Source organism: Gemmatimonadaceae bacterium, assembly GCA_035633115.1.
Classification (GTDB): Bacteria; Gemmatimonadota; Gemmatimonadetes; order Gemmatimonadales; family Gemmatimonadaceae; genus UBA4720.
Genome location: DASQFN010000080.1, coordinates 1 through 17721 on the forward strand (window position 1 = coordinate 1; position 17721 = coordinate 17721).

The window sequence follows — 17721 nt, forward strand, 5'->3', positions numbered from 1 at the left end:
GGGGAGTGTCGAGCTACCGGAAGGAATGGAGATGGTGATGCCGGGTGACAACGTTCAGATGACGATCGAGCTGATCACGCCGATCGCGATGGACGAAGGTCTGAGGTTCGCGATCCGAGAGGGCGGCCGCACGGTAGGCGCTGGTGTAGTAACCAAAATCATCAAGTAACTCGAGGCTCCGAGGCTCTCATGGCTGGAAGAATTCGCATCCGACTCAAGGCGTTCGATCACGCGGTGATCGACCAGGCGGCGGCGGACATCGTCCGCACCGCCGAGAAGACGGGCGCGCAGGTGTCTGGTCCGATTCCGCTCCCGACGAAGACCAAGCGGTGGACGGTTCTCCGGTCGCCGCATGTCGACAAGAAGTCACGCGAGCAGTTCGAGCTCAAGACGCACAAGCGGCTGATCGACATCCTCGACAGTCGCGCGGCAACAGTCGACGCACTGACCAAGCTGGATCTTCCGGCCGGCGTCGATGTCGAGATCAAGGTCGAGTAGCAATCATCTCACGCTGAAAGAACTCCAATGATCGGCATAATCGGTAAAAAGGTCGGGATGACGCAGATCTTCAACGAGCAGGGACAGCAGATCCCCTGCACGGTTGTCGAAGCACCGCCGAATCCCGTCGTTCAGGTGCTCGCGCCGGAGACCGCCGGCGTCGCGTCGGTGCAGCTCGGCTACGGCGAGCAGCGCATTCGTCGCGCGTCGAAGAAAGGTGAGAAGACAATTCTGCGCGGTCGCAGAGCTCACAAAGCGGTGATTGGTCACGCGGCCAAAGCCGGACTCGCGACGGCGCCCGCGATTCTTCGCAGCTTCCGCCTCGATGACGCACCAAAGAATTCGGAAGTCCCAACGTTCAACCTCGGCGACACCGTAACAGTCGGAATCTTTGCGCCGGGCGATCATGTGAAGGTCACCGGGACGTCGAAGGGCCGCGGATTCCAGGGCGTAGTGAAGCGTCACGGCTTCCGCGGCGGACCGAACACGCACGGCAACACGAAGCACCGGCGGCCGGGTTCGATCGGCCCGGGCACCGATCCGTCGCGAGTCATCAAGGGCAAGAAGATGCCGGGACAGTATGGCAACAAGCGGCACACGCAAACGCACCTGCGCATCGAGCGCATCGATGCGGAGCGCAACCTGATTTATATCCGCGGCGCGATTGCTGGTCCGACGAACGGCATCGTGCTCGTGAAGAAGCAGGTCTAACGGAAATGCCTGAAACGACGACAATGAACGCCGCGGCGTACAACGCAGAGGGAGCTCAACGCGAATCGGTCGCCCTTCCGTCGGAGCTGTTCGACGGAACGGTGAACATGCCGGTGATGCACCAGGCGGTGAAGGCCTACCTCGCGAATCAGCGCCAGGGCAACGCATCCACCAAGACGCGGGGATTCGTCATCGGTGGAAACCAGAAGCCGTGGAAGCAGAAGGGTACCGGTCGCGCCCGTCAGGGCTCGACGCGCGCGCCTCAGTGGGTTGGCGGTGGAACAGTGTTTGGTCCGCGCCCCCGCAGCTACGCCGAAGCCGTGCCGCGAAAGGTTCGCGCACTCGCCCGGAAGAGCGCTCTGAATGCACGCGCTCGCGAGAACGCGATCATCGTGATCGACTCTCTCGAGTACGATGCTCCGAAGACGTCCCAGCTCGCGGGGCTACTCCGCACGCTCGGTCTCTACGGCAAGAAGGTTCTGATTCTCACTGACGGCGTGAAGCCGAACGTCTACATGAGCGGCCGCAACCTGACCGACACTCAGGTGCTGAACTATCCCGACGTCTCGACCTTCCACATCCTGTGGTCGGAAGTGGTGCTGATCGAGTCCTCCGCGCTCGGGCAGGATCTCGGCGCAGGGTCCGACGAGAGCGCTCCAGAGGAGCCGCGCGCCGAGGAGGGCGAGGCAAAGTCGCCGGCGAAGGCGGCGGCGAAGTCGGCAAAGTCGGCAAAGAAATCAACGCGCAAATCGGCTACGAAAACCACGGGCCGAAAGAGCGCCGCCAAGTCTGCTGCATCGGGCAAGTCCGCGCGCAAGGCGACGGCAAAGGCGCCAAAGCGCGCCGCAAAAAAGAAGGGGAAGTAAGCAATGGCTTCAATTCATAGAACGATCGTCCGGCCAATCGTCACCGAGCAGTCGTCGGCGGCTTACCAGGAGCGCGGGGAATACACCTTCCGCGTTGCAGGCGACGCTACGAAGACGACCATTCGCGGCGCGATCGAGAAACTGTTCGGAGTGAAGGTCACGAACGTCTGGACGTCGAACCAGCGCGGGAAGCCGCGTCGCGTCGGGCAGTCGATCGGACGCAGGCCGCACTGGAAAAAGGCGATCGTGAAGCTTCGCCAGGGCGACACCATCGACATCTTCGAGGGTTAGGTAAATGGGCGTTCGTCAGTTCAAGCCGGTCACAAAGAGCTCGCGCTTCCGAAGCGTCTCCGATTTCGCCGATATCACACGCACGACACCGGAGAAATCGCTCGTCTCGCCGCTCAAGAAGTCCGGCGGCCGCGACAATCACGGTCACATCGCGATGCGCCGCATCGGCGGAGGCCACAAGCGCCAGTACCGGATCATCGACTTCAAGCGCAACAAGCACAACATGCCGGCCGTTGTGCAGCACATCGAGTACGACCCGAACCGCTCGGCGCGCATTGCGCTGGTGCAGTACGAGGACGGCGAGAAGCGGTACATCATCCATCCGAAGGGACTGTCCGTCGGCGACAAGATTGTCTCCGGTCCGGGCTCGGACACGAGAACCGGAAACGCAATTCCGCTGCGCGAGGTTCCGCTTGGAACCGATGTGCACAATGTCGAGCTCAAGCCGGGAAAGGGCGGGCAGGTCGCTCGCTCTGCGGGAACCTCTGTCGAGGTTGTCGCCAAGGAAGGCGAGTACGTCACGCTGCGCATGCGCTCGACCGAGATGCGTCTCGTGCACGGGACATGTCTGGCGACGATTGGCGTCGTGGGCAACGCCGAGCACGAGCTGTTGTCCGCCGGCAAGGCGGGGAAGTCGCGCTGGCTGGGGAAGCGTCCGAAGGTTCGCGGTGAAGTGATGAACCCGGTGGATCACCCGCACGGCGGGCGCACACGCGGCGGGCGCAACGTCGTCAGCCCATGGGGAAAGAAGGAAGGCGTCAAGACGCGCCATCACAAGAAGGCTTCGCAGCGTATGATCGTTCGCGGTCGGAAGCGCGGCAAGGCGACGAAGTAGTCAACCAGGGAATCAGTAAATGGCGAGAAGCGTAAAAAAAGGGCCGTACATTCAGGAAGCGCTGCAGACGAAAGTCGACGCGATGAACTCGTCGAACGCGAAGAAGGTCATCAAGACCTGGGCGCGGTCGAGCACGATCATCCCGGACTTCGTGGGCCATACTTTCGCCGTGCACAACGGCAACAAGTTCATTCCGGTCTACGTGACGGAGAACATGGTCGGGCACAAGCTCGGCGAGTTCTCACCTACGCGGCTCTTCCGCGGTCACACCGGCGCGAAGGCCGTCGACAAGAAGGCCACCGGCGTTCCGACCGCACCAGCCGCTGCACCAGCGCCGAGGGCGGGAGCTAAGTAATGGCCGCCAAAGCGAAGGCAGCATCGAAGAGCGCGGCGAAGAAAACAGCCCAGCGCGACGAGGGCGATGACGCGACGACTGCTGCCCCTGCGGCGCCTCGAAAGACGGCCGCGCGGAAGAGCACGCGTAACGACGCTCCTGTACTCGCTGATGCGCGCGCGTTCCAGCGCAGCACGCGGCAGTCGCCATACAAGATGCGCCTCGTTATCGACCAGATTCGCGGCAAGAACGTCAACGACGCGCTCGGTCTGCTCAGGTTCTCGAAGAAACACGCTGCGAAACAGATAGAGAAGGTGCTCAACAGCGCCGTGGCGAACGCGGAATACTCAGCGCGAAGGAACAACGAATCGCTCGATGTCGACACGCTTTACATCAAGCGCGCGATCGTCAATGAAGGTCAGAAGATCAAGCGGTTCATGCCGGCGGCCCAGGGACGGGCGACACCAATTCAGAAGCGGACCAGTCACGTCGAGATCGTGATCGGCGCCAGGGAAGGAGGGGGGAAGTAATGGGACAGAAGACACATCCGATCGGGTTCAGACTCGGGATCTCCAAGACATGGAGATCCACCTGGTATGCGAACCGCGACTTTCCCGCGCTGCTGCGCGAGGACGAGCTGCTGCGCGATTATCTGAAGCAGCGGCTCGGTCACGCCGCGATTGCCGACATCCGCATCGAGCGGAAGCCTGGCAAAGTGGTCGTGACGATTCACACCGGGCGTCCGGGCGTCGTGATCGGAAAGAAGGGAACCGAAGTCGATCAGCTTCGCGATGAGCTCGCGCAGATCTCGGGCAAGGAAGTCGGGATAAACGTCGAGGAGATCAAGCGGCCGGAGCTCGATGCACAGCTCGTGGCGGACAACATCGCCAACCAGCTGGCGCAGCGAATCTCATTTCGCCGCGCGATGAAGCGTGCCGTGCAGAGCGCAATGCGAATGGGCGCGGGCGGAATCAAGATCAAGTGTGGCGGACGACTCGGCGGGGCCGAGATCGCGCGTACCGAGGGATACCACGAAGGTCGAGTGCCTTTGCACACTTTGCGGGCTGACATCGATTATGCCACGTCGACGGCGAAGACGACGTTTGGCACCATCGGCGTTAAGGTCTGGCTGTTCAAGGGCGAGATTGTCGAGGATCGACGTGGGAAGACCTACTCTACCGGGGTTTGATTCCGTTGCCCGTACCTGTTGGCCGTTACGCGTTCGCCGCTGCCCGTTAGCCGCCCGCCCGCTGCCCGTTACCAGTTACCCGTTATCCGCAAACAGAAATGTTGAGTCCGAAGCGAGTCAAGTTCAGAAAGATGTTCAAAGGCCGCACGAAGGGTCACGCTACGCGTGGCTCTACAGTCGCGTTCGGCGCGTTCGGTTTGCAGGCCGTCGAGCCAGGTTGGGTTTCCAATCGGCAGATCGAAGCGGCACGTGTCGCGCTCACGCGCCACATCAAGCGCGGCGGAAAAGTCTGGATCAGAATCTTCCCCGACAAGCCAATCACGAAGAAGCCGGCGGAAACACGCATGGGAAAGGGAAAGGGATCACCGGAAGGCTGGGTCGCAGTGGTGAAGCCTGGACGCGTCATGTTCGAGCTCGAGGGTGTGACGCCCGAGATCGCGCGGAAGGCGCTTGCGCTGGCAGCCGCGAAGCTCGGCGTGAAGTCGAAGTTCGTGGCCAGAGAGGAGGCTCACACCGATGCTCAGTAAGGACATTCGCGAGATGAGCGAGGCGGATATCCGTACCCGCATCGCAGAAATGGAGGAGGAGAGGTTCCGCCTCAAGTTCCGCGCGGGAACGGAGACGCTGGAAGATCCACTCCGCCTTCGTGTGATTCGCAAGGACATCGCCCGGCTCAATACGGTGCTGCGCGAGAAGATCATCGGGATCGTCGAGGCCGGCACGTCGGCGTCGCTTCCGAAGGCGAGGAGCGCGACGAAAACGCGCGTGAGCCGCCGTACAAGAACGGGCGCGAGTCGCTCGAGCAAGAGGGCATAGGACAGAATGGCCGAGATACTTGAGAACGCTCAGGGTGTGAACCGTACGTCGCGAAAGACGCGAATCGGTACAGTCGTGAGCGACAAGATGGACAAGACCGTCGTCGTCTCGATCGAGCGTCGCGTGCAGCACCCGGTGTACGGCAAGATGGTGCGCCGGACCAAGCGGCTGAAGGCACATGACGAGAAGAACGATGCGAAGACCGGCGACACCGTGCGGATCATGGAGACGCGCCCCTTGTCGAAGGACAAGCGGTGGCGGCTCGTGGAAATCGTCGAGCGCGCGCGCTAGCACACACTGCGGTAGAACCAGGATTCCTCAATGATTCAGCAAGAGTCGGTGGTCAAGGTCGCGGACAATTCTGGCGCGAAGACGGCGCTCGTGATCCGCGTGCTCGGCGGCACCCGCCGGAGGTATGCGGGGCTGGGCGACGTTGTCATCGTCACGGTGAAAAACGCGCTGCCCAATGGGACAGTGAAGAAATCGGAGGTCGCGCGCGGGGTGGTGGTTCGGACGGCGAAAGAGACTCGCCGAAAGGACGGCTCGTACATCCGCTTCGACGAGAACGCGATCGTGATCATCAACGAAGCGGGAGAGCCGCGCGCCACCCGCATCTTTGGACCAGTAGCGCGCGAGCTGAGAGAGAAGAAGTACATGAAGATCGTCTCGCTCGCGCCGGAGGTTTTGTAGGATGAGACTGCTCAAGCACCGGAAGACCGCGAAGAATCGGAACACGACGAGGCACGGGATCAACTCCGAGCGCGTGAAGATGCGCGTGTCGAAGGGCGATACCGTGCGCGTGATGCGGGGCGACGATAGGGGCAAAGAGGGGAAGGTGCTGCGCATCTACCCCAAGAACGGCCGGGTTCTGGTAGAAGGCGTGAACATCGTCAAGAAACATCGCAAGGCACGGACTCCGGACGACAAGAGCGGAATCATCGAGCAGCCGGCAGCAGTGCATGCCTCGAACCTTATGCTGATAGACGCCAGGACAGGCGAGCCGACCCGCACGAAGGCGCGCATCGACACCGATGGAACCAAGGAACGGGTGGGCGTACGAACGGGGGAGCCTATCCCCCGGGTACGCTGACGGAGAATCGATAAATGGCCGACAAAGAGAAGAAGCACGTGAAAGGAGCGGGACCACCCAAGCCTCCCGGCGGCGACGCGAAGGAAGCGAAGGGAAAGGGAAAGAAGAAGGAAGGCGGCGAGCAGAAGCAGCAGGCGCATGCCGGTGCCGGACTTCCCGCTCCTCCGCCACGCCTCAAGATCTACTACCTGGAGACCGTACGCGACCGCCTCAAGGAGCAGTTCGGCTACAAGAACTCGCACGAGATTCCGACCGTCGAGAAGATCGTTCTCAACTGCGGCGTCGGCGAAGCGATCAAGAACCCGAAAGTGCTCGACAAGGTAGTCGAGGAGCTCGCGGTGATCAGCGGTCAGCGTCCGGTGCGGCGCAAGGCGAAGAAGTCGATCGCCAACTTCAGCCAGCGCGAAGGGCAGGAGATTGGAGCGGCGGTGACGCTGCGCGGGGCGCGGATGTGGGAGTTCATGGATCGCTTCATCACCGTCGCGATCCCGCGAATTCGCGATTTCCGCGGAATCAACACCCGCTCGTTCGACGGCCGCGGGAACTACAGCATGGGTGTGAAGGAGCAGATGATCTTTCCGGAGATCAATTACGACATGGTCGAGCAGATCCACGGGATGGACATCACATTTGTGACCACGACGAACAAGGACGACCAGGCGTTCGCTCTCCTGCGGGAGCTCGGCATGCCGTTCAAGGGCGATGACAAGCCCATCGTCGTTCAGAGCTGACAGTGGGCAACATTTTTTCAGAGAGACTTGGGTATGGCGCGTAAGGCCATGATTGAGAAGAGCAAGCGGAAGCCGAAATTCGACGTCCGGCAGCACAACCGCTGCGGGAGATGCGGGCGCTCGCGGGCGTTCCTCCGAAAGTTCGGTGTATGCCGAATCTGCTTCCGGGAGCTGGCGCTGTCCGGATTTATTCCGGGTGTGAGAAAGGCGAGTTGGTAATACTGCGGACTGCGGACTACTTCGGACTATTGCTGACTGCTGACAAACCGCACTACGAACTGCGGACTAACTAGGGAAGATACTGATGAGTATGACAGATCCTATCGCCGACATGCTGACGCGCATCCGCAATGCATGCGGAGCTAAGCACCGACGCGTTGATATGCCTGGTTCGAAAATGAAAGTCGAGATAGCGAAGATCCTGAAGGAGAACCACTTCATTCAGGACTACAGGACGCTCGAGGCGGAGACCGGGCGGCAGACGCTGCGCGTCGTACTCAAGTACGCGCAGGGCGGCCAGCCGGTGATCCGCGAGCTCCAGCGCGTCTCGACACCGGGACTTCGCAAGTACGTTGGCGTCACCGAGATCCCGCGCGTTCGAAACGGACTCGGCATGGCGATTCTGAGCACGTCAAAGGGGCTGATGTCCGACCGCCAGGCGCGCCAGGCGCGCACCGGCGGCGAGATTCTCGCCCTCGTCTGGTAGGGAAGGAGAACTCACGAATGTCACGCATTGGAAAACATCCCGTCGCCGTTCCAAACGGCGTCACTGCCTCGATCGAAGGGAACACGCTGAAGGTGAAAGGCCCGCGCGGGGAGCTCACGCGCACCTTTCATCCGGATATGAAGCTGACGGTGGACAACGGCAACGTCAGCGTTGCGCGTCCCTCCGACGAATCGAAGCACAAGGCGCTTCACGGCCTGAGCCGCACTCTCATCTCGAACATGGTCGAGGGAGTCACCAAGGGCTACCAGAAGCAGCTCGACATCATCGGCGTCGGCTACAAGGCCGAGACGCGCCCGTACGGCCTGCAGCTGGCGCTCGGGTTCTCGCATCCGGTCGAATACCGGGCACCGGAAGGCATCAAGCTCACGGCGCCGGTGCCGACGCAGATTCTCATCGACGGCGCAAACAAGGAGATCGTCGGGCAGGTCGCCGCGGAGCTTCGCAGTCTGCGCCCGCCCGAGCCGTACAAGGGAAAGGGCATCAAGTACGCCGGCGAGCAGATCCGCAGAAAAGCGGGTAAGGCGGGAGGCAAGTAATGGCGAAGATGGCAACTCGGGGCCGGGCTGGACTGCGGACGCGGCGCCACTACCGAATCCGCAAGCGGGTGAATGGAACCGGCGAGCGTCCTCGTCTCGTAGTCTACAGATCGCTGAAGCATATCTACGCTCAGCTCGTGGATGACGTGACTCAGCGCACTCTCATGACGGCGACCGATCAGGGACTCAGCGGCAAGAAAACTGAGAAAGCTGCCGAAGTCGGCAAGCGCATAGCGCAGAAGGCAAAGGAAGCGGGCGTCACGAGAGTCGTGTTCGACCGCGGAGGATATCTGTATCACGGCCGCGTGAAAGCGGTGGCCGATGGAGCCCGCGAAGGCGGCTTGGAGTTTTAGATAAATGGCGGAGAACGAAAATCAGGAAGGCGAAGCACCGGCAGCACCGGCAGCACCGGCAGCACCGGCAGCTCCGGCAGCTCCGGCAGCTCCGGACGAGCGGCCCGCGGCGAGCGAAGAGCGACCGGCGGCGGCTGAAGAGCGTCCGGCACGGTCGACAGGTGGACGCAGCGCGCGCAGCGGCGGCGGAGCCGGCGGGCCTGGAGGTCGCGGCGGCCGCGGCGGTGGTGGACGCGGCGGTCCGGGCGGCGGACGTGGCGGACCCGGCGGCGGTCGAGGCGGGCCCGGCGGCGGCGGTGGTCGCGAAGGCGCGGCAGGACGCTCGCGCGACGGCAAAGGACGTGACGGCGGAAGAGGCGACGGTCGCGGCGGAGACGGCGGAAGCGAGCTGGTCGAGAATGTCATCGCGATCAATCGCGTCGCCAAGGTTGTGAAGGGTGGCCGGCGGTTCTCCTTCAATGCCCTCGTCGCCGTGGGCGACGGCCAGGGCAAGGTGGGATTCTCGACGGGGAAGGCAAACGAAGTTTCCGAAGCGGTCCGCAAAGCGGTCGACAGCGCGCGCCGCAACATGACGCGCATCCCGATGACGGGCGGAACGATTCCGCACGAGGTCGTGGGCTGCCATGGCGCGGGCAAAGTTCTCATGAAGCCGGCCGCGCCCGGAGCAGGGGTAATTGCCGGCGGTGCCGTACGCGCTATCATGGAATGCGCCGGAATTCAGGACATTCTGACGAAGAGTCTCGGCTCGACGAATCCGCACAACATGGTTCTCGCCGCGCTCGACGGGCTGAAGCAGCTCACGACGGTCGAAGAGATCGCGCGCGAGCGCGGTGTGGAAGTGCACACGCTCGGCTATCGGTCGCGCGCGAAGATCAAGGAGGCACAACTTGGCTAGGACTCACGTTTGGTGGAATACCAAGGGCCCGAAGAAGACGGAGAAGTCGATACTCACGTCGGGCAATGTGCGGATCAAGCAGGTTCGGAGCGGCATCGGGCACACGTGGCGCATGCGACACACGCTCGCCGCGATGGGACTCAGGCACCATCAGGATGTGATCGTTGTGAAGGATTCTCCTTCGCTGCGCGGACAGATCAAGCGCGTTCGTCACCTGATCGAAGTGACGACGGTAGAGGAATAGACGAGTGGCGAGAAAGACAGCAGCTGAGGGTAAGCGCGACCACGAGATCATCGCGCGGTCCGAGAGGATCGGGCTTCACAATCTCGTTGCCGCGCCCGGCTCGCACCGGAATCGTAAGCGCCTGGGACGCGGCCCGGGATCGGGCACCGGAAAAACCTCCGGGAAGGGCCACAAGGGAATCAAGGCGCGCGCCGGCCATCACGGGCCCGGCGGAGGAAAGCCCCGGTTCGAAGGCGGCCAGATGCCGCTCACCCGGCGGCTGCCAAAGCGCGGTTTCACGAATATCTTTCGCGTCGAGCACCAGGTCGTTCGGTTGAACGATCTCGACCGTCTGCCCGAGGGAATGGAAGTGACTGAGCAGACGCTCGCCGACGTCGGGCTGATCCACAAGCGAAAGGGTCCGGCCAAGGTGCTGGCAAATGGCGATCTGTCGCGCGCCGTCACCGTTCGCGGCGTGAAGATGAGCGCCGGCGCACGCGCGAAGATCGAAGCGGCCGGAGGCCGCGTCGAGGAGTAACATGGCGCAAAACAACGCGGCATCGGCGGTTCAGAACATCTATCGGACCCCCGAGCTGTGGCAGAAAATCACCTTCACCTTCATATGCCTGGTGCTCTACCGCATCGGGTCGCATATCACGGTGCCTGGTGTGGACGTCGTCGCGATCACCGACTTCTTCAGGAATCAAGGCGGCGGCGGAATCCTCGGTCTCTACGACCTCTTCGTCGGCGGCGGACTCTCGCGGGCGACCGTGTTCGCGCTGGGAATCATGCCGTACATATCGGCCAGCATCTTCATGCAGATCGCCGGCGCAGTGGTGCCGACGATCGAGAAGATGCAGAAGGACGAAGAGGGACGAAAAAAGATCACGCAGTGGTCGCGTTATCTGACGGTCCTGCTCGCCATCGTCCAGGGATATGGATTCGCGCTGTTCACATCTTCGCTCGAGAATGCGGTCCTGCGCCCGGGAATGATGTTCACGTTCCAGATGGTGCTCTTCCTCACCGCCGGCGCAATCTTCGTCATGTGGCTCGGCGAGCAGATCACCGAGCGTGGTCTGGGCAACGGCGCCAGCCTCATAATCTTCTTCTCGATCGTCGAGCGATTCTGGCCCAGCATCTTCAGCACGTTCACCTTCGTCCAGACGCAGGCCGTCGGACTGTTCTCGCTCATCGTTCTCGGCGTCGTGATGGTGGCTGTGGTTGCTGGAACATGCGCTGTGACGATGGCCGCTCGACGGGTGATGATACAGATACCGCAGCGCACGATGGCCCGCGGCCGGATGCGCGAGGCGGCCAAGAATTTCATCCCGCTTCGCGTGAATGCTTCAGGCGTCATGCCGATCATCTTCGCCCAGTCGGTGATCGTGGTTCCGGGTGCCATTGCGCAATTCAGCGGCAATGAGCAGGCGAAGATAATTTCCGATTACTTCCAGCCGGGCACCTGGGTCTACTATCTGCTGTCTGCGACCCTGATTGTGTTCTTCACCTACTTCTACACGTCGATCATCTTCAACCCGATCGACCTTTCGGAGAACCTCAAGAAGCAGGGTGGATTCATTCCTGGCGTAAAGCCGGGAAGCAGGACGGCTGAATACATCGACCACGTCGTCACCCGCATCACGCTGCCTGGCGCAATCTTCCTGACGTTCATCGCTCTCCTGCCGATCTTCATTGCCGACATGATCAACGTGCCTTTCCAGTTCGGCGGAACGTCGCTCCTGATCGTTGTCGGTGTCGCGCTCGATACAATGGCGCAGATCCAGCAGCACCTGCTGCTCAGGAAATACGACGGCTTCATGAAGAAAGGTCGCGTGCGTTTCCGCGGCCGTCAGGCGATGGGCGGCTTCTAAAACCGACCCGTTAACCGCTGCCCGTACCTGTTGGCCGTTAGCCGTTAGTCGCTATCCGATCCCGTTACCAGGTTTGCAGTAACCCGCCGAGGCGGCCGATACATTAACGAATGATCATCGTGCTGCTTGGCCCACCGGGCTCGGGGAAGGGAACGCAAGGCGAGCGCCTCGCCGAGCGCCTCGGTATTCCGAAGATCGCAACAGGTGATGTGCTGCGAGAAGCGATTCGGGATCGCACAAAGCAGGGGCTCGCGGCCAAGGCGTTCATGGATCGCGGAGATCTCGTTCCGGACTCGGTGATTCTCGGCATCATGAAGGATGCGCTTGGCTCGCCGAGCGCCGCGAAGGGCGCGATTCTCGATGGCGTCGTGCGGACCGTTCCGCAGGCAGAGGGACTGGTGAAGCTGGTTTCCGAGCTCGGGCGAAAAGTGGACAAGGTTCTTCTTTTCGATATCGATGACGAGGAGCTCATCCGCAGACTCAGCGGGCGAACTGTCTGCGAGAACTGCCAGACGCCATACAAAGGTCGGGAGCCGGGCAGCATCTGCCCGAAGTGCGGCGGGAAACTGGTGCGCCGTCCGGACGACGAGTCTGCGGCAGTTCGCACGCGACTGCAGGTGTACCGCACGCAGACAGCGCCGGTGATCCAGTGGACGCGAGATCACGGGCTCGATGTCGCGGAGATCGACGCCACTGGCGAGCTCGACGCGATCACCGATCGCGCCATGAAAGCGCTGGAGTCATGATCCAGCTCAAGTCGCAACGGGAGATCGAAGTGATGGCTCGCGGAGGCCGGATCCTCGCCGAAGCCGTGACGTTAATGGAGAAGTCCGTGCGTCCGGGTATCTCGACGCAGGATCTCGACAAGATCGCGGAGGATTTCATCCGCAGCCACGATGGTGCGGTGCCGTCGTTCAAGGGCCTTTACAATTTCCCCGCCAGCATCTGTACCTCGATCAACAACGAGATCGTGCACGGTATTCCCTCTCGTAAGCGAGTGCTTGTCGAAGGAGATATCGTTTCCGTTGATATCGGCGTGAAGTTCGAGGGATATCACACGGATTCGGCGACGACCGTGCCGGTCGGCGAGATTGCTGATGAATCGCGCCGTTTGCTGGCGGTGACTCGCGAGGCGCTGGAGGCCGGCGTCAGCGCGGCAAGGAATGGGAACCACCTGGGGGACATCGGGGCTGCGGTTCAGCAGGTGGTCGAGCGGGGCGGCTTCAGCGTAGTTCGAGACCTCGTCGGTCACGGTATAGGGTCGGGCTTTCACGAAGAGCCGCAGGTTCCGAACTACGGCAAGCCGAAGCGCGGCTTGAGGCTCGTGCCCGGTCTTACCATCGCGATCGAGCCGATGGTGAATGTCGGCAAGTCTGGCATCCGGACGATGCCGGATCGGTGGACCGTGGTTACGATCGATGGTACGCGCTCTGCGCACTTCGAGCACACGGTCGCGATCACGGAGAATGCGCCGAGGATCCTGACAGCGGCGTGACTCAGGCGGGCAGAGCGTGGGGCAGTCAGGAAGCGACTACCGAGACTCCCCTGATTGCATTGAAATCGCTGTCGAAAGTTGCGACGAATCCGGGCGAATGTCGTCGCGCGACGGTCACGATGGCGGCATCGGTGAAGCTGAGATCGTGCGACCGGTCGCGCCCAAAGGTCTCGAACGTGTCGGAGAATATGTCCGAGCATGGAACGAAATCGATCTCCCGCGCATCGAGGAGAATCCTTCCCACGGTCACGGCCACCTTTCTGTCGCGCCGCGCTCGGAGCACGGTGACGGTTTCCAGGAAGACGTATTCGAGCAGAAGTCCCCGGCCCCACTTTCCACCGATCAGCTGAATCATCATGCGTGCCGCAGCGGCATGATGCACGTCACGGGTGTTGTAGTAGGCGATCAGGAAGCTCGAATCGAGCACGATCATTCCGCGTCAGTCTCGTATGCGATAGCATCGATCTCTTCGCTGACCCGCTCGTTGCCCTTTGGAAACGGCTCGGGGACGAGATCGAGAAGGCTCCCGGTCTTCGATGGCTGCGGACGGGCGAGATACGCGCGCATGGCCTCGCTGACCGCCTTTCCGACGGTCATTCCAGTGAGCGCCGCGCGCGACCTGAGCTTCCGATAAAGCTCGGCATCGATGTTCCTGATCGTCGTATCCATGTCACCAATGTAACACAATCCGGTATTGCATGCAACACAACGTCACGTTCTCGCTATTGCAGTGCTTTCTCTACCAAGTTCATTGTTGCTCTTGTGCGCGTCTCCGTCCGCTGCACCAGCTCCATCGCTTCGCGCACTAGAAGCTCCCCGCTCGAGGGGTCGTCGAGCGATGACACGTTGATTCGCACGTTGTAGGCGGCGCCTTTGCAACCCGCGTCGGCCAAGAGTGCGGCAACCCCCGAGTCCGTAATCGCCTTCGAATTACCCTTCTCTGCAACTGCGGCGGCGAGATCCGCAACGCCGGCACAGGCGCGAGCCGTCTCGAGCGGTATCTCTGACGCGGCGAGGAGCGCAGTCGTGATGGCCTGCTTCCGGGCGTCCACTTCCGCTTCCGTGCCCTTCGGCATCTTATACGCCGCAGATACCGCCGAATAAACTACGGCGTCACTCGCTACCAGGCCCTCGAGTTTTTCCATCAGCGCAGCGGCGCTCGACGCGATATCGGCGATCTCCGATTCAACGGCGGCGTATTTCTTTTTTCCGAGGGTGAGGCCGGTCACCATGCGGGTGAGCGCCGCGGCGAGTGCGCCTGCGTACGCCGCGACGCTGCCCCCACCGGGAACGGGCTCGGCTGACGCGACAGCGGAGAGAAACGCATCAGACGCCGCGGCGCGCTTCGCATCGGGAGCGGGGGACTGATCCACGCCTGCCGCGGCGGGCTTCGCCTCGGGAGTGGGGGACTGCTCTGCGACTGCCCCGGCGCCTGACGCGCGCATCGCGCCTGCGACCTGCCGCTCGAGCACCTGATCATTCGTGAACTGCGCGAGCTTGAGGTAGTGCTTTGCCGAGTCGAAGAGGACGCGCTCCGGAACGAGTCCGATGATCTCGCTCCACGTGACTTCGGCACCGGCTGCCTTTGCCTGCTCGGAGATGAAATCGAACGGAACGTGAAGTGGAGTGGCCTCGGTATCGACGAGATTCATCGAGACCTGCGCCTGACCGTCCACCTCGAGGCCGAGGCCTTTGACGTGCTTGAATCCGCCGGACGACTCGCGCACGCCTTTGGCGATGGTCTTTGCGAGCGGCAGGTTGCCTGCGTCGCCCAGGTACACGTTGTACGCGACGAGAAACGGGCGCGCGCCGATTGCTACCGCACCGGCGGACGCGTGAATCACGCGCGGTCCAAAGTCAGGATCGCGATCGGGATTGGAGCCGATCTCTGTTGAAAGCGCCTCGAACTGTCCCCGCCGAACATCTGCGAGATTGACGCGAGTCGGCCGAGTTGCCGCGCGCTCGTAGAGATACACGGGAATGCCCAGCTCATCACCGACGCGCCGGCCGAGGTCGCGCGCGAGCGTGATGCAATCGTCCATCGTAGTGTCTTCGAGCGGAACGAACGGGACGACGTCAGCGGCGCCTATGCGCGGATGCTCGCCGGAATGCTGGCGCATGTCGATTTTCGCCCCCGCCACCTGTATGCCCGCGAACGCCGCTTCGACCGCGCGCTCGAGGGGAACGACGAACGTAATCACCGACCGGTTGTGCGAAGCATCCGATGATGCGTCGAGGACGGTCACGCCCTCCACCGCGGCTATCGCGTCACGAATCGCCTTGACGACCTCGGGCCGCCGGCCCTCGGAGAAATTGGGAACGCATTCTACGAGCTTCATCGTGCCAGGAGGGTGTGGTCTTCGACGGCGGCCTGAACGGTGCGCAGCAGCCAGGGCTGTATGTCCGGGTTGCCTGCAACGACTGAGCCGTGTGATATCGACTTCGTCGTCCCATCGAGATCGGTGACCACTCCGCCCGCCTCCCGGACGATCAACACTCCGGCAGCGATGTCCCACGGTGCGAGCACAAGCTCCCAGAATCCGTCGAAGCGGCCGCACGCAAGGTTCGACAAGTCGAGCGCCGCCGATCCTGCCCGGCGGATTCCAGCCGTGTGCCGGCTCACGTGGATGAACTGGCGCGCGTACTCCTCCAGCAGGTCATGTCGCTTGAACGGAAATCCGGTTCCGATCAAGGCGCGCGCAAGGGTGGATTCGCGCGAGACAGCAATCCGCTCGCCGTTGAGGTATGCGCCACCGTTTCGGACAGCGGTGAATGTTTCGTTCTTCGTGAGATTGCGCACAACACCGGCTACGAGGTCCGATCCATTGGTGACGGCTATCGAGACCGAGTATTCAGGGTAGTCGTGAAGAAAGTTCGTCGTTCCGTCGAGCGGGTCGACGATGAAGCTGATTCCTCGCGCCGCAAGCGAGCCTTCGGGGGAAAGCTCTTCGCCGATGATTGTTGCATCGCGGCAATGGGCGCGAACAACGTCTGCAATGGCGGATTCTGCCGCCCTGTCGACTTCAGTCACGAAATCCGCAGAGCCTTTCTCCTCCCACACGAGCGAGGTGCGCCCGCCGACTGCGTCGTCGATCACGCGCACGGCTGCCGCAGCAGCGAAAACCGCAATGTCGAGCAGTTCCTGCGCGGAGAGCGCATCGTTATCAGTGGATCCGAAGTTTGCTTGCAACTCGTTCCTCTCAATCGTTAACTTCGCCGGATGCCCAAAATCTTCAGTGGAATACAGCCTTCGGGTGAGCTGCATATCGGCAATTATCTCGGGGCGGTGAAGAACTGGGTTGTGCTGCAGCGGCAATACGAGTCGTTCTTCTGCATCGTCGATTATCACGCGATCACGGTGCCGTACGATCCGGCTGACCTGAGGCAGCGGACGCGCGACATGGCCGTATCGCTGCTCGCCGCGGGGATCGACCCATCCGCGTGCACGCTGTTCGTTCAGTCAATGGTTCCGGAACATACCGAGCTTGCCTGGATATTCAACTCGGTCACGCCGCTCGGCGAGCTCGAGCGGCAGACTCAGTTCAAGGAGAAGGCGCTCAGGCAGGAAAGCGTGGCCGTGGGGCTGCTGACGTATCCGGTGCTCCAGGCAGCCGACATACTATTGTATAAGGCGGACATGGTGCCGGTGGGCGAGGACCAGGTCCAGCACCTGGAACTCTCGCGAGAAGTTGCGCGGCGCTGGAACACGAAGTTTGCGAGCGAGGAGACTCCGTTTTTCCCCGAGCCGAAGCCTCTGCTCACTCCGACTCGCCGCGTCATGGGCCTCGACGGCCAGGCGAAGATGTCCAAGTCGCTCGGCAACACGGTTGGCCTGCTCGAGGATCCGAAAGACATCTGGGAAAAGCTGCGTCCGGCAGTGACGGATCCCAAGCGTGTTCGCCGGACCGACCCGGGGACGCCGGAAGTGTGCAATATCTACCACCTGCACAAGGCGTTCAGTCCGCCGGCTACGGTCGAGCACGTTGCCGTACAGTGCAGCACTGCCGGATGGGGCTGCATCGACTGCAAGAAAGTTCTGTTCGACTCGATGGAAGCCGAGCTGCAGCCTATCCGCGAGCGCGCTGCGGGAGTCCTGGCCGAGTCGAATAGCGTCGGCGAAATACTCGCGGCCGGAGCCGCAAGAGCTCGGGCGATTGCAGTTGAGACGCTTCGTGAAGTGAAGCAGCTCATGGGACTCACCTGAACGCAACCGTCAACTGCGGACTGCGGCACTACACTGCGGAATGCGGCACTACACTG

Annotated in this window: 29 protein-coding genes and 1 pseudogene; 26 read left to right on the forward strand and 4 right to left on the reverse strand. The window is 62.0% G+C overall.

Annotated features, from left to right (window positions below; translation table 11 throughout):
• From tuf to map, 25 genes and pseudogenes are all read left to right on the forward strand, one after another.
• Positions 1 to 169: elongation factor Tu (gene tuf, locus VES88_10945; GenBank protein HYN82010.1), on the forward strand; the 169-nt coding region annotated here is incomplete at its 5' end.
• Positions 170 to 189: 20 nt separating this feature from the next.
• Positions 190 to 498 (forward strand): 30S ribosomal protein S10, encoded by a 309-nt coding sequence (gene rpsJ / locus VES88_10950; GenBank protein ID HYN82011.1) that lies wholly within the window; start codon positions 190 to 192, stop codon positions 496 to 498.
• A gap of 27 nt (positions 499 to 525) precedes the next feature.
• Positions 526 to 1209: a 50S ribosomal protein L3 gene (gene rplC / locus VES88_10955; protein ID HYN82012.1), complete on the forward strand. Its 684-nt coding sequence runs from the start codon at positions 526 to 528 to the stop codon at positions 1207 to 1209.
• Between the two features lie 5 nt (positions 1210 to 1214).
• Entirely contained in the window at positions 1215 to 2075 is an 861-nt protein-coding gene (gene rplD / locus VES88_10960; GenBank protein HYN82013.1) for a 50S ribosomal protein L4, read from the forward strand.
• 3 nt (positions 2076 to 2078) lie between these two features.
• Positions 2079 to 2366 carry a 50S ribosomal protein L23 gene (locus VES88_10965; protein ID HYN82014.1) on the forward strand — a complete coding sequence of 96 codons (288 nt, stop codon included), beginning with the start codon at positions 2079 to 2081 and terminating at the stop codon, positions 2364 to 2366.
• 4 nt (positions 2367 to 2370) lie between these two features.
• Positions 2371 to 3201: a 50S ribosomal protein L2 gene (gene rplB, locus VES88_10970; GenBank protein HYN82015.1), complete on the forward strand. Its 831-nt coding sequence runs from the start codon at positions 2371 to 2373 to the stop codon at positions 3199 to 3201.
• A gap of 19 nt (positions 3202 to 3220) precedes the next feature.
• Entirely contained in the window at positions 3221 to 3556 is a 336-nt protein-coding gene (gene rpsS / locus VES88_10975) for a 30S ribosomal protein S19 (protein HYN82016.1), read from the forward strand.
• A 149-nt stretch (positions 3557 to 3705) separates the two neighbouring features.
• Positions 3706 to 4065, forward strand: a pseudogene (gene rplV, locus VES88_10980) (50S ribosomal protein L22).
• Positions 4065 to 4724 (forward strand): 30S ribosomal protein S3, encoded by a 660-nt coding sequence (rpsC, locus tag VES88_10985; GenBank protein ID HYN82017.1) that lies wholly within the window; start codon positions 4065 to 4067, stop codon positions 4722 to 4724. Before rplV ends, rpsC begins: the two are co-directional and overlap by 1 nt.
• Before the next feature lie 98 nt (positions 4725 to 4822).
• Complete coding sequence (gene rplP, locus VES88_10990) at positions 4823 to 5251, forward strand: 50S ribosomal protein L16 (GenBank protein HYN82018.1); 429 nt, start codon at positions 4823 to 4825, stop codon at positions 5249 to 5251.
• The gene (gene rpmC / locus VES88_10995) at positions 5241 to 5540 is read left to right on the forward strand and encodes a 50S ribosomal protein L29 (GenBank protein HYN82019.1); all 300 of its coding nucleotides are present in this window, start codon (positions 5241 to 5243) and stop codon (positions 5538 to 5540) included. Before rplP ends, rpmC begins: the two co-directional genes overlap by 11 nt.
• A 6-nt stretch (positions 5541 to 5546) precedes the next feature.
• Positions 5547 to 5831 (forward strand): 30S ribosomal protein S17, encoded by a 285-nt coding sequence (rpsQ, locus tag VES88_11000; GenBank protein ID HYN82020.1) that lies wholly within the window; start codon positions 5547 to 5549, stop codon positions 5829 to 5831.
• A gap of 30 nt (positions 5832 to 5861) precedes the next feature.
• Complete coding sequence (gene rplN, locus VES88_11005) at positions 5862 to 6230, forward strand: 50S ribosomal protein L14 (GenBank protein HYN82021.1); 369 nt, start codon at positions 5862 to 5864, stop codon at positions 6228 to 6230.
• Positions 6231 to 6309: 79 nt separating this feature from the next.
• Positions 6310 to 6630 (forward strand): 50S ribosomal protein L24, encoded by a 321-nt coding sequence (rplX, locus tag VES88_11010; protein HYN82022.1) that lies wholly within the window; start codon positions 6310 to 6312, stop codon positions 6628 to 6630.
• A gap of 179 nt (positions 6631 to 6809) precedes the next feature.
• Positions 6810 to 7361 (forward strand): 50S ribosomal protein L5, encoded by a 552-nt coding sequence (rplE, locus tag VES88_11015; protein ID HYN82023.1) that lies wholly within the window; start codon positions 6810 to 6812, stop codon positions 7359 to 7361.
• Positions 7362 to 7394: 33 nt separating this feature from the next.
• Positions 7395 to 7580, forward strand: a complete 186-nt coding sequence (locus tag VES88_11020) for a type Z 30S ribosomal protein S14 (GenBank protein ID HYN82024.1) — start codon at positions 7395 to 7397, stop codon at positions 7578 to 7580.
• Positions 7581 to 7665: 85 nt separating this feature from the next.
• Positions 7666 to 8067 (forward strand): 30S ribosomal protein S8, encoded by a 402-nt coding sequence (gene rpsH, locus VES88_11025; GenBank protein HYN82025.1) that lies wholly within the window; start codon positions 7666 to 7668, stop codon positions 8065 to 8067.
• 17 nt (positions 8068 to 8084) lie between these two features.
• Positions 8085 to 8624 (forward strand): 50S ribosomal protein L6, encoded by a 540-nt coding sequence (gene rplF / locus VES88_11030; GenBank protein HYN82026.1) that lies wholly within the window; start codon positions 8085 to 8087, stop codon positions 8622 to 8624.
• Positions 8625 to 8632: 8 nt separating this feature from the next.
• Positions 8633 to 8977 (forward strand): 50S ribosomal protein L18, encoded by a 345-nt coding sequence (gene rplR / locus VES88_11035; protein ID HYN82027.1) that lies wholly within the window; start codon positions 8633 to 8635, stop codon positions 8975 to 8977.
• A 388-nt stretch (positions 8978 to 9365) separates the two neighbouring features.
• A complete protein-coding gene (rpsE, locus tag VES88_11040; protein HYN82028.1) occupies positions 9366 to 9872 on the forward strand; it encodes a 30S ribosomal protein S5 in 507 nt (168 codons plus the stop codon).
• 73 nt (positions 9873 to 9945) lie between these two features.
• Positions 9946 to 10116, forward strand: coding sequence for a 50S ribosomal protein L30 (rpmD, locus tag VES88_11045; GenBank protein ID HYN82029.1), 171 nt, complete (start codon positions 9946 to 9948; stop codon positions 10114 to 10116).
• A gap of 67 nt (positions 10117 to 10183) precedes the next feature.
• Positions 10184 to 10633, forward strand: coding sequence for a 50S ribosomal protein L15 (gene rplO / locus VES88_11050; GenBank protein HYN82030.1), 450 nt, complete (start codon positions 10184 to 10186; stop codon positions 10631 to 10633).
• Between the two features lies 1 nt (position 10634).
• Positions 10635 to 11966: a preprotein translocase subunit SecY gene (gene secY / locus VES88_11055; protein HYN82031.1), complete on the forward strand. Its 1332-nt coding sequence runs from the start codon at positions 10635 to 10637 to the stop codon at positions 11964 to 11966.
• A gap of 110 nt (positions 11967 to 12076) precedes the next feature.
• Positions 12077 to 12712 (forward strand): adenylate kinase, encoded by a 636-nt coding sequence (locus tag VES88_11060; GenBank protein HYN82032.1) that lies wholly within the window; start codon positions 12077 to 12079, stop codon positions 12710 to 12712.
• Positions 12709 to 13461 (forward strand): type I methionyl aminopeptidase, encoded by a 753-nt coding sequence (map, locus tag VES88_11065; protein HYN82033.1) that lies wholly within the window; start codon positions 12709 to 12711, stop codon positions 13459 to 13461. The genes VES88_11060 and map overlap by 4 nt, the downstream gene beginning before the upstream one ends.
• A gap of 25 nt (positions 13462 to 13486) precedes the next feature.
• Here map and VES88_11070 read toward each other — a convergent pair whose 3' ends face one another.
• Genes VES88_11070 through VES88_11085 form a run of 4 tightly spaced genes read right to left on the reverse strand, consistent with a single transcriptional unit; the run spans position 13487 to position 16651 of the window.
• On the reverse strand, positions 13487 to 13894 hold the full coding sequence (locus VES88_11070) for a PIN domain-containing protein (GenBank protein HYN82034.1): 408 nt from the start codon (positions 13892 to 13894) through the stop codon (positions 13487 to 13489).
• On the reverse strand, positions 13891 to 14130 hold the full coding sequence (locus tag VES88_11075) for a hypothetical protein (protein HYN82035.1): 240 nt from the start codon (positions 14128 to 14130) through the stop codon (positions 13891 to 13893). Before VES88_11075 ends, VES88_11070 begins: the two co-directional genes overlap by 4 nt.
• Positions 14131 to 14183: 53 nt before the next feature.
• On the reverse strand, positions 14184 to 15800 hold the full coding sequence (ftcD, locus tag VES88_11080; protein ID HYN82036.1) for a glutamate formimidoyltransferase: 1617 nt from the start codon (positions 15798 to 15800) through the stop codon (positions 14184 to 14186).
• On the reverse strand, positions 15797 to 16651 hold the full coding sequence (locus VES88_11085; GenBank protein ID HYN82037.1) for an inositol monophosphatase family protein: 855 nt from the start codon (positions 16649 to 16651) through the stop codon (positions 15797 to 15799). The genes ftcD and VES88_11085 overlap by 4 nt, the downstream gene beginning before the upstream one ends.
• Positions 16652 to 16681: 30 nt before the next feature.
• Here VES88_11085 and trpS point away from each other — a divergent pair, with 30 nt between their 5' ends.
• Positions 16682 to 17665 (forward strand): tryptophan--tRNA ligase, encoded by a 984-nt coding sequence (gene trpS / locus VES88_11090; GenBank protein HYN82038.1) that lies wholly within the window; start codon positions 16682 to 16684, stop codon positions 17663 to 17665.
• Positions 17666 to 17721 lie beyond the last annotated feature (56 nt).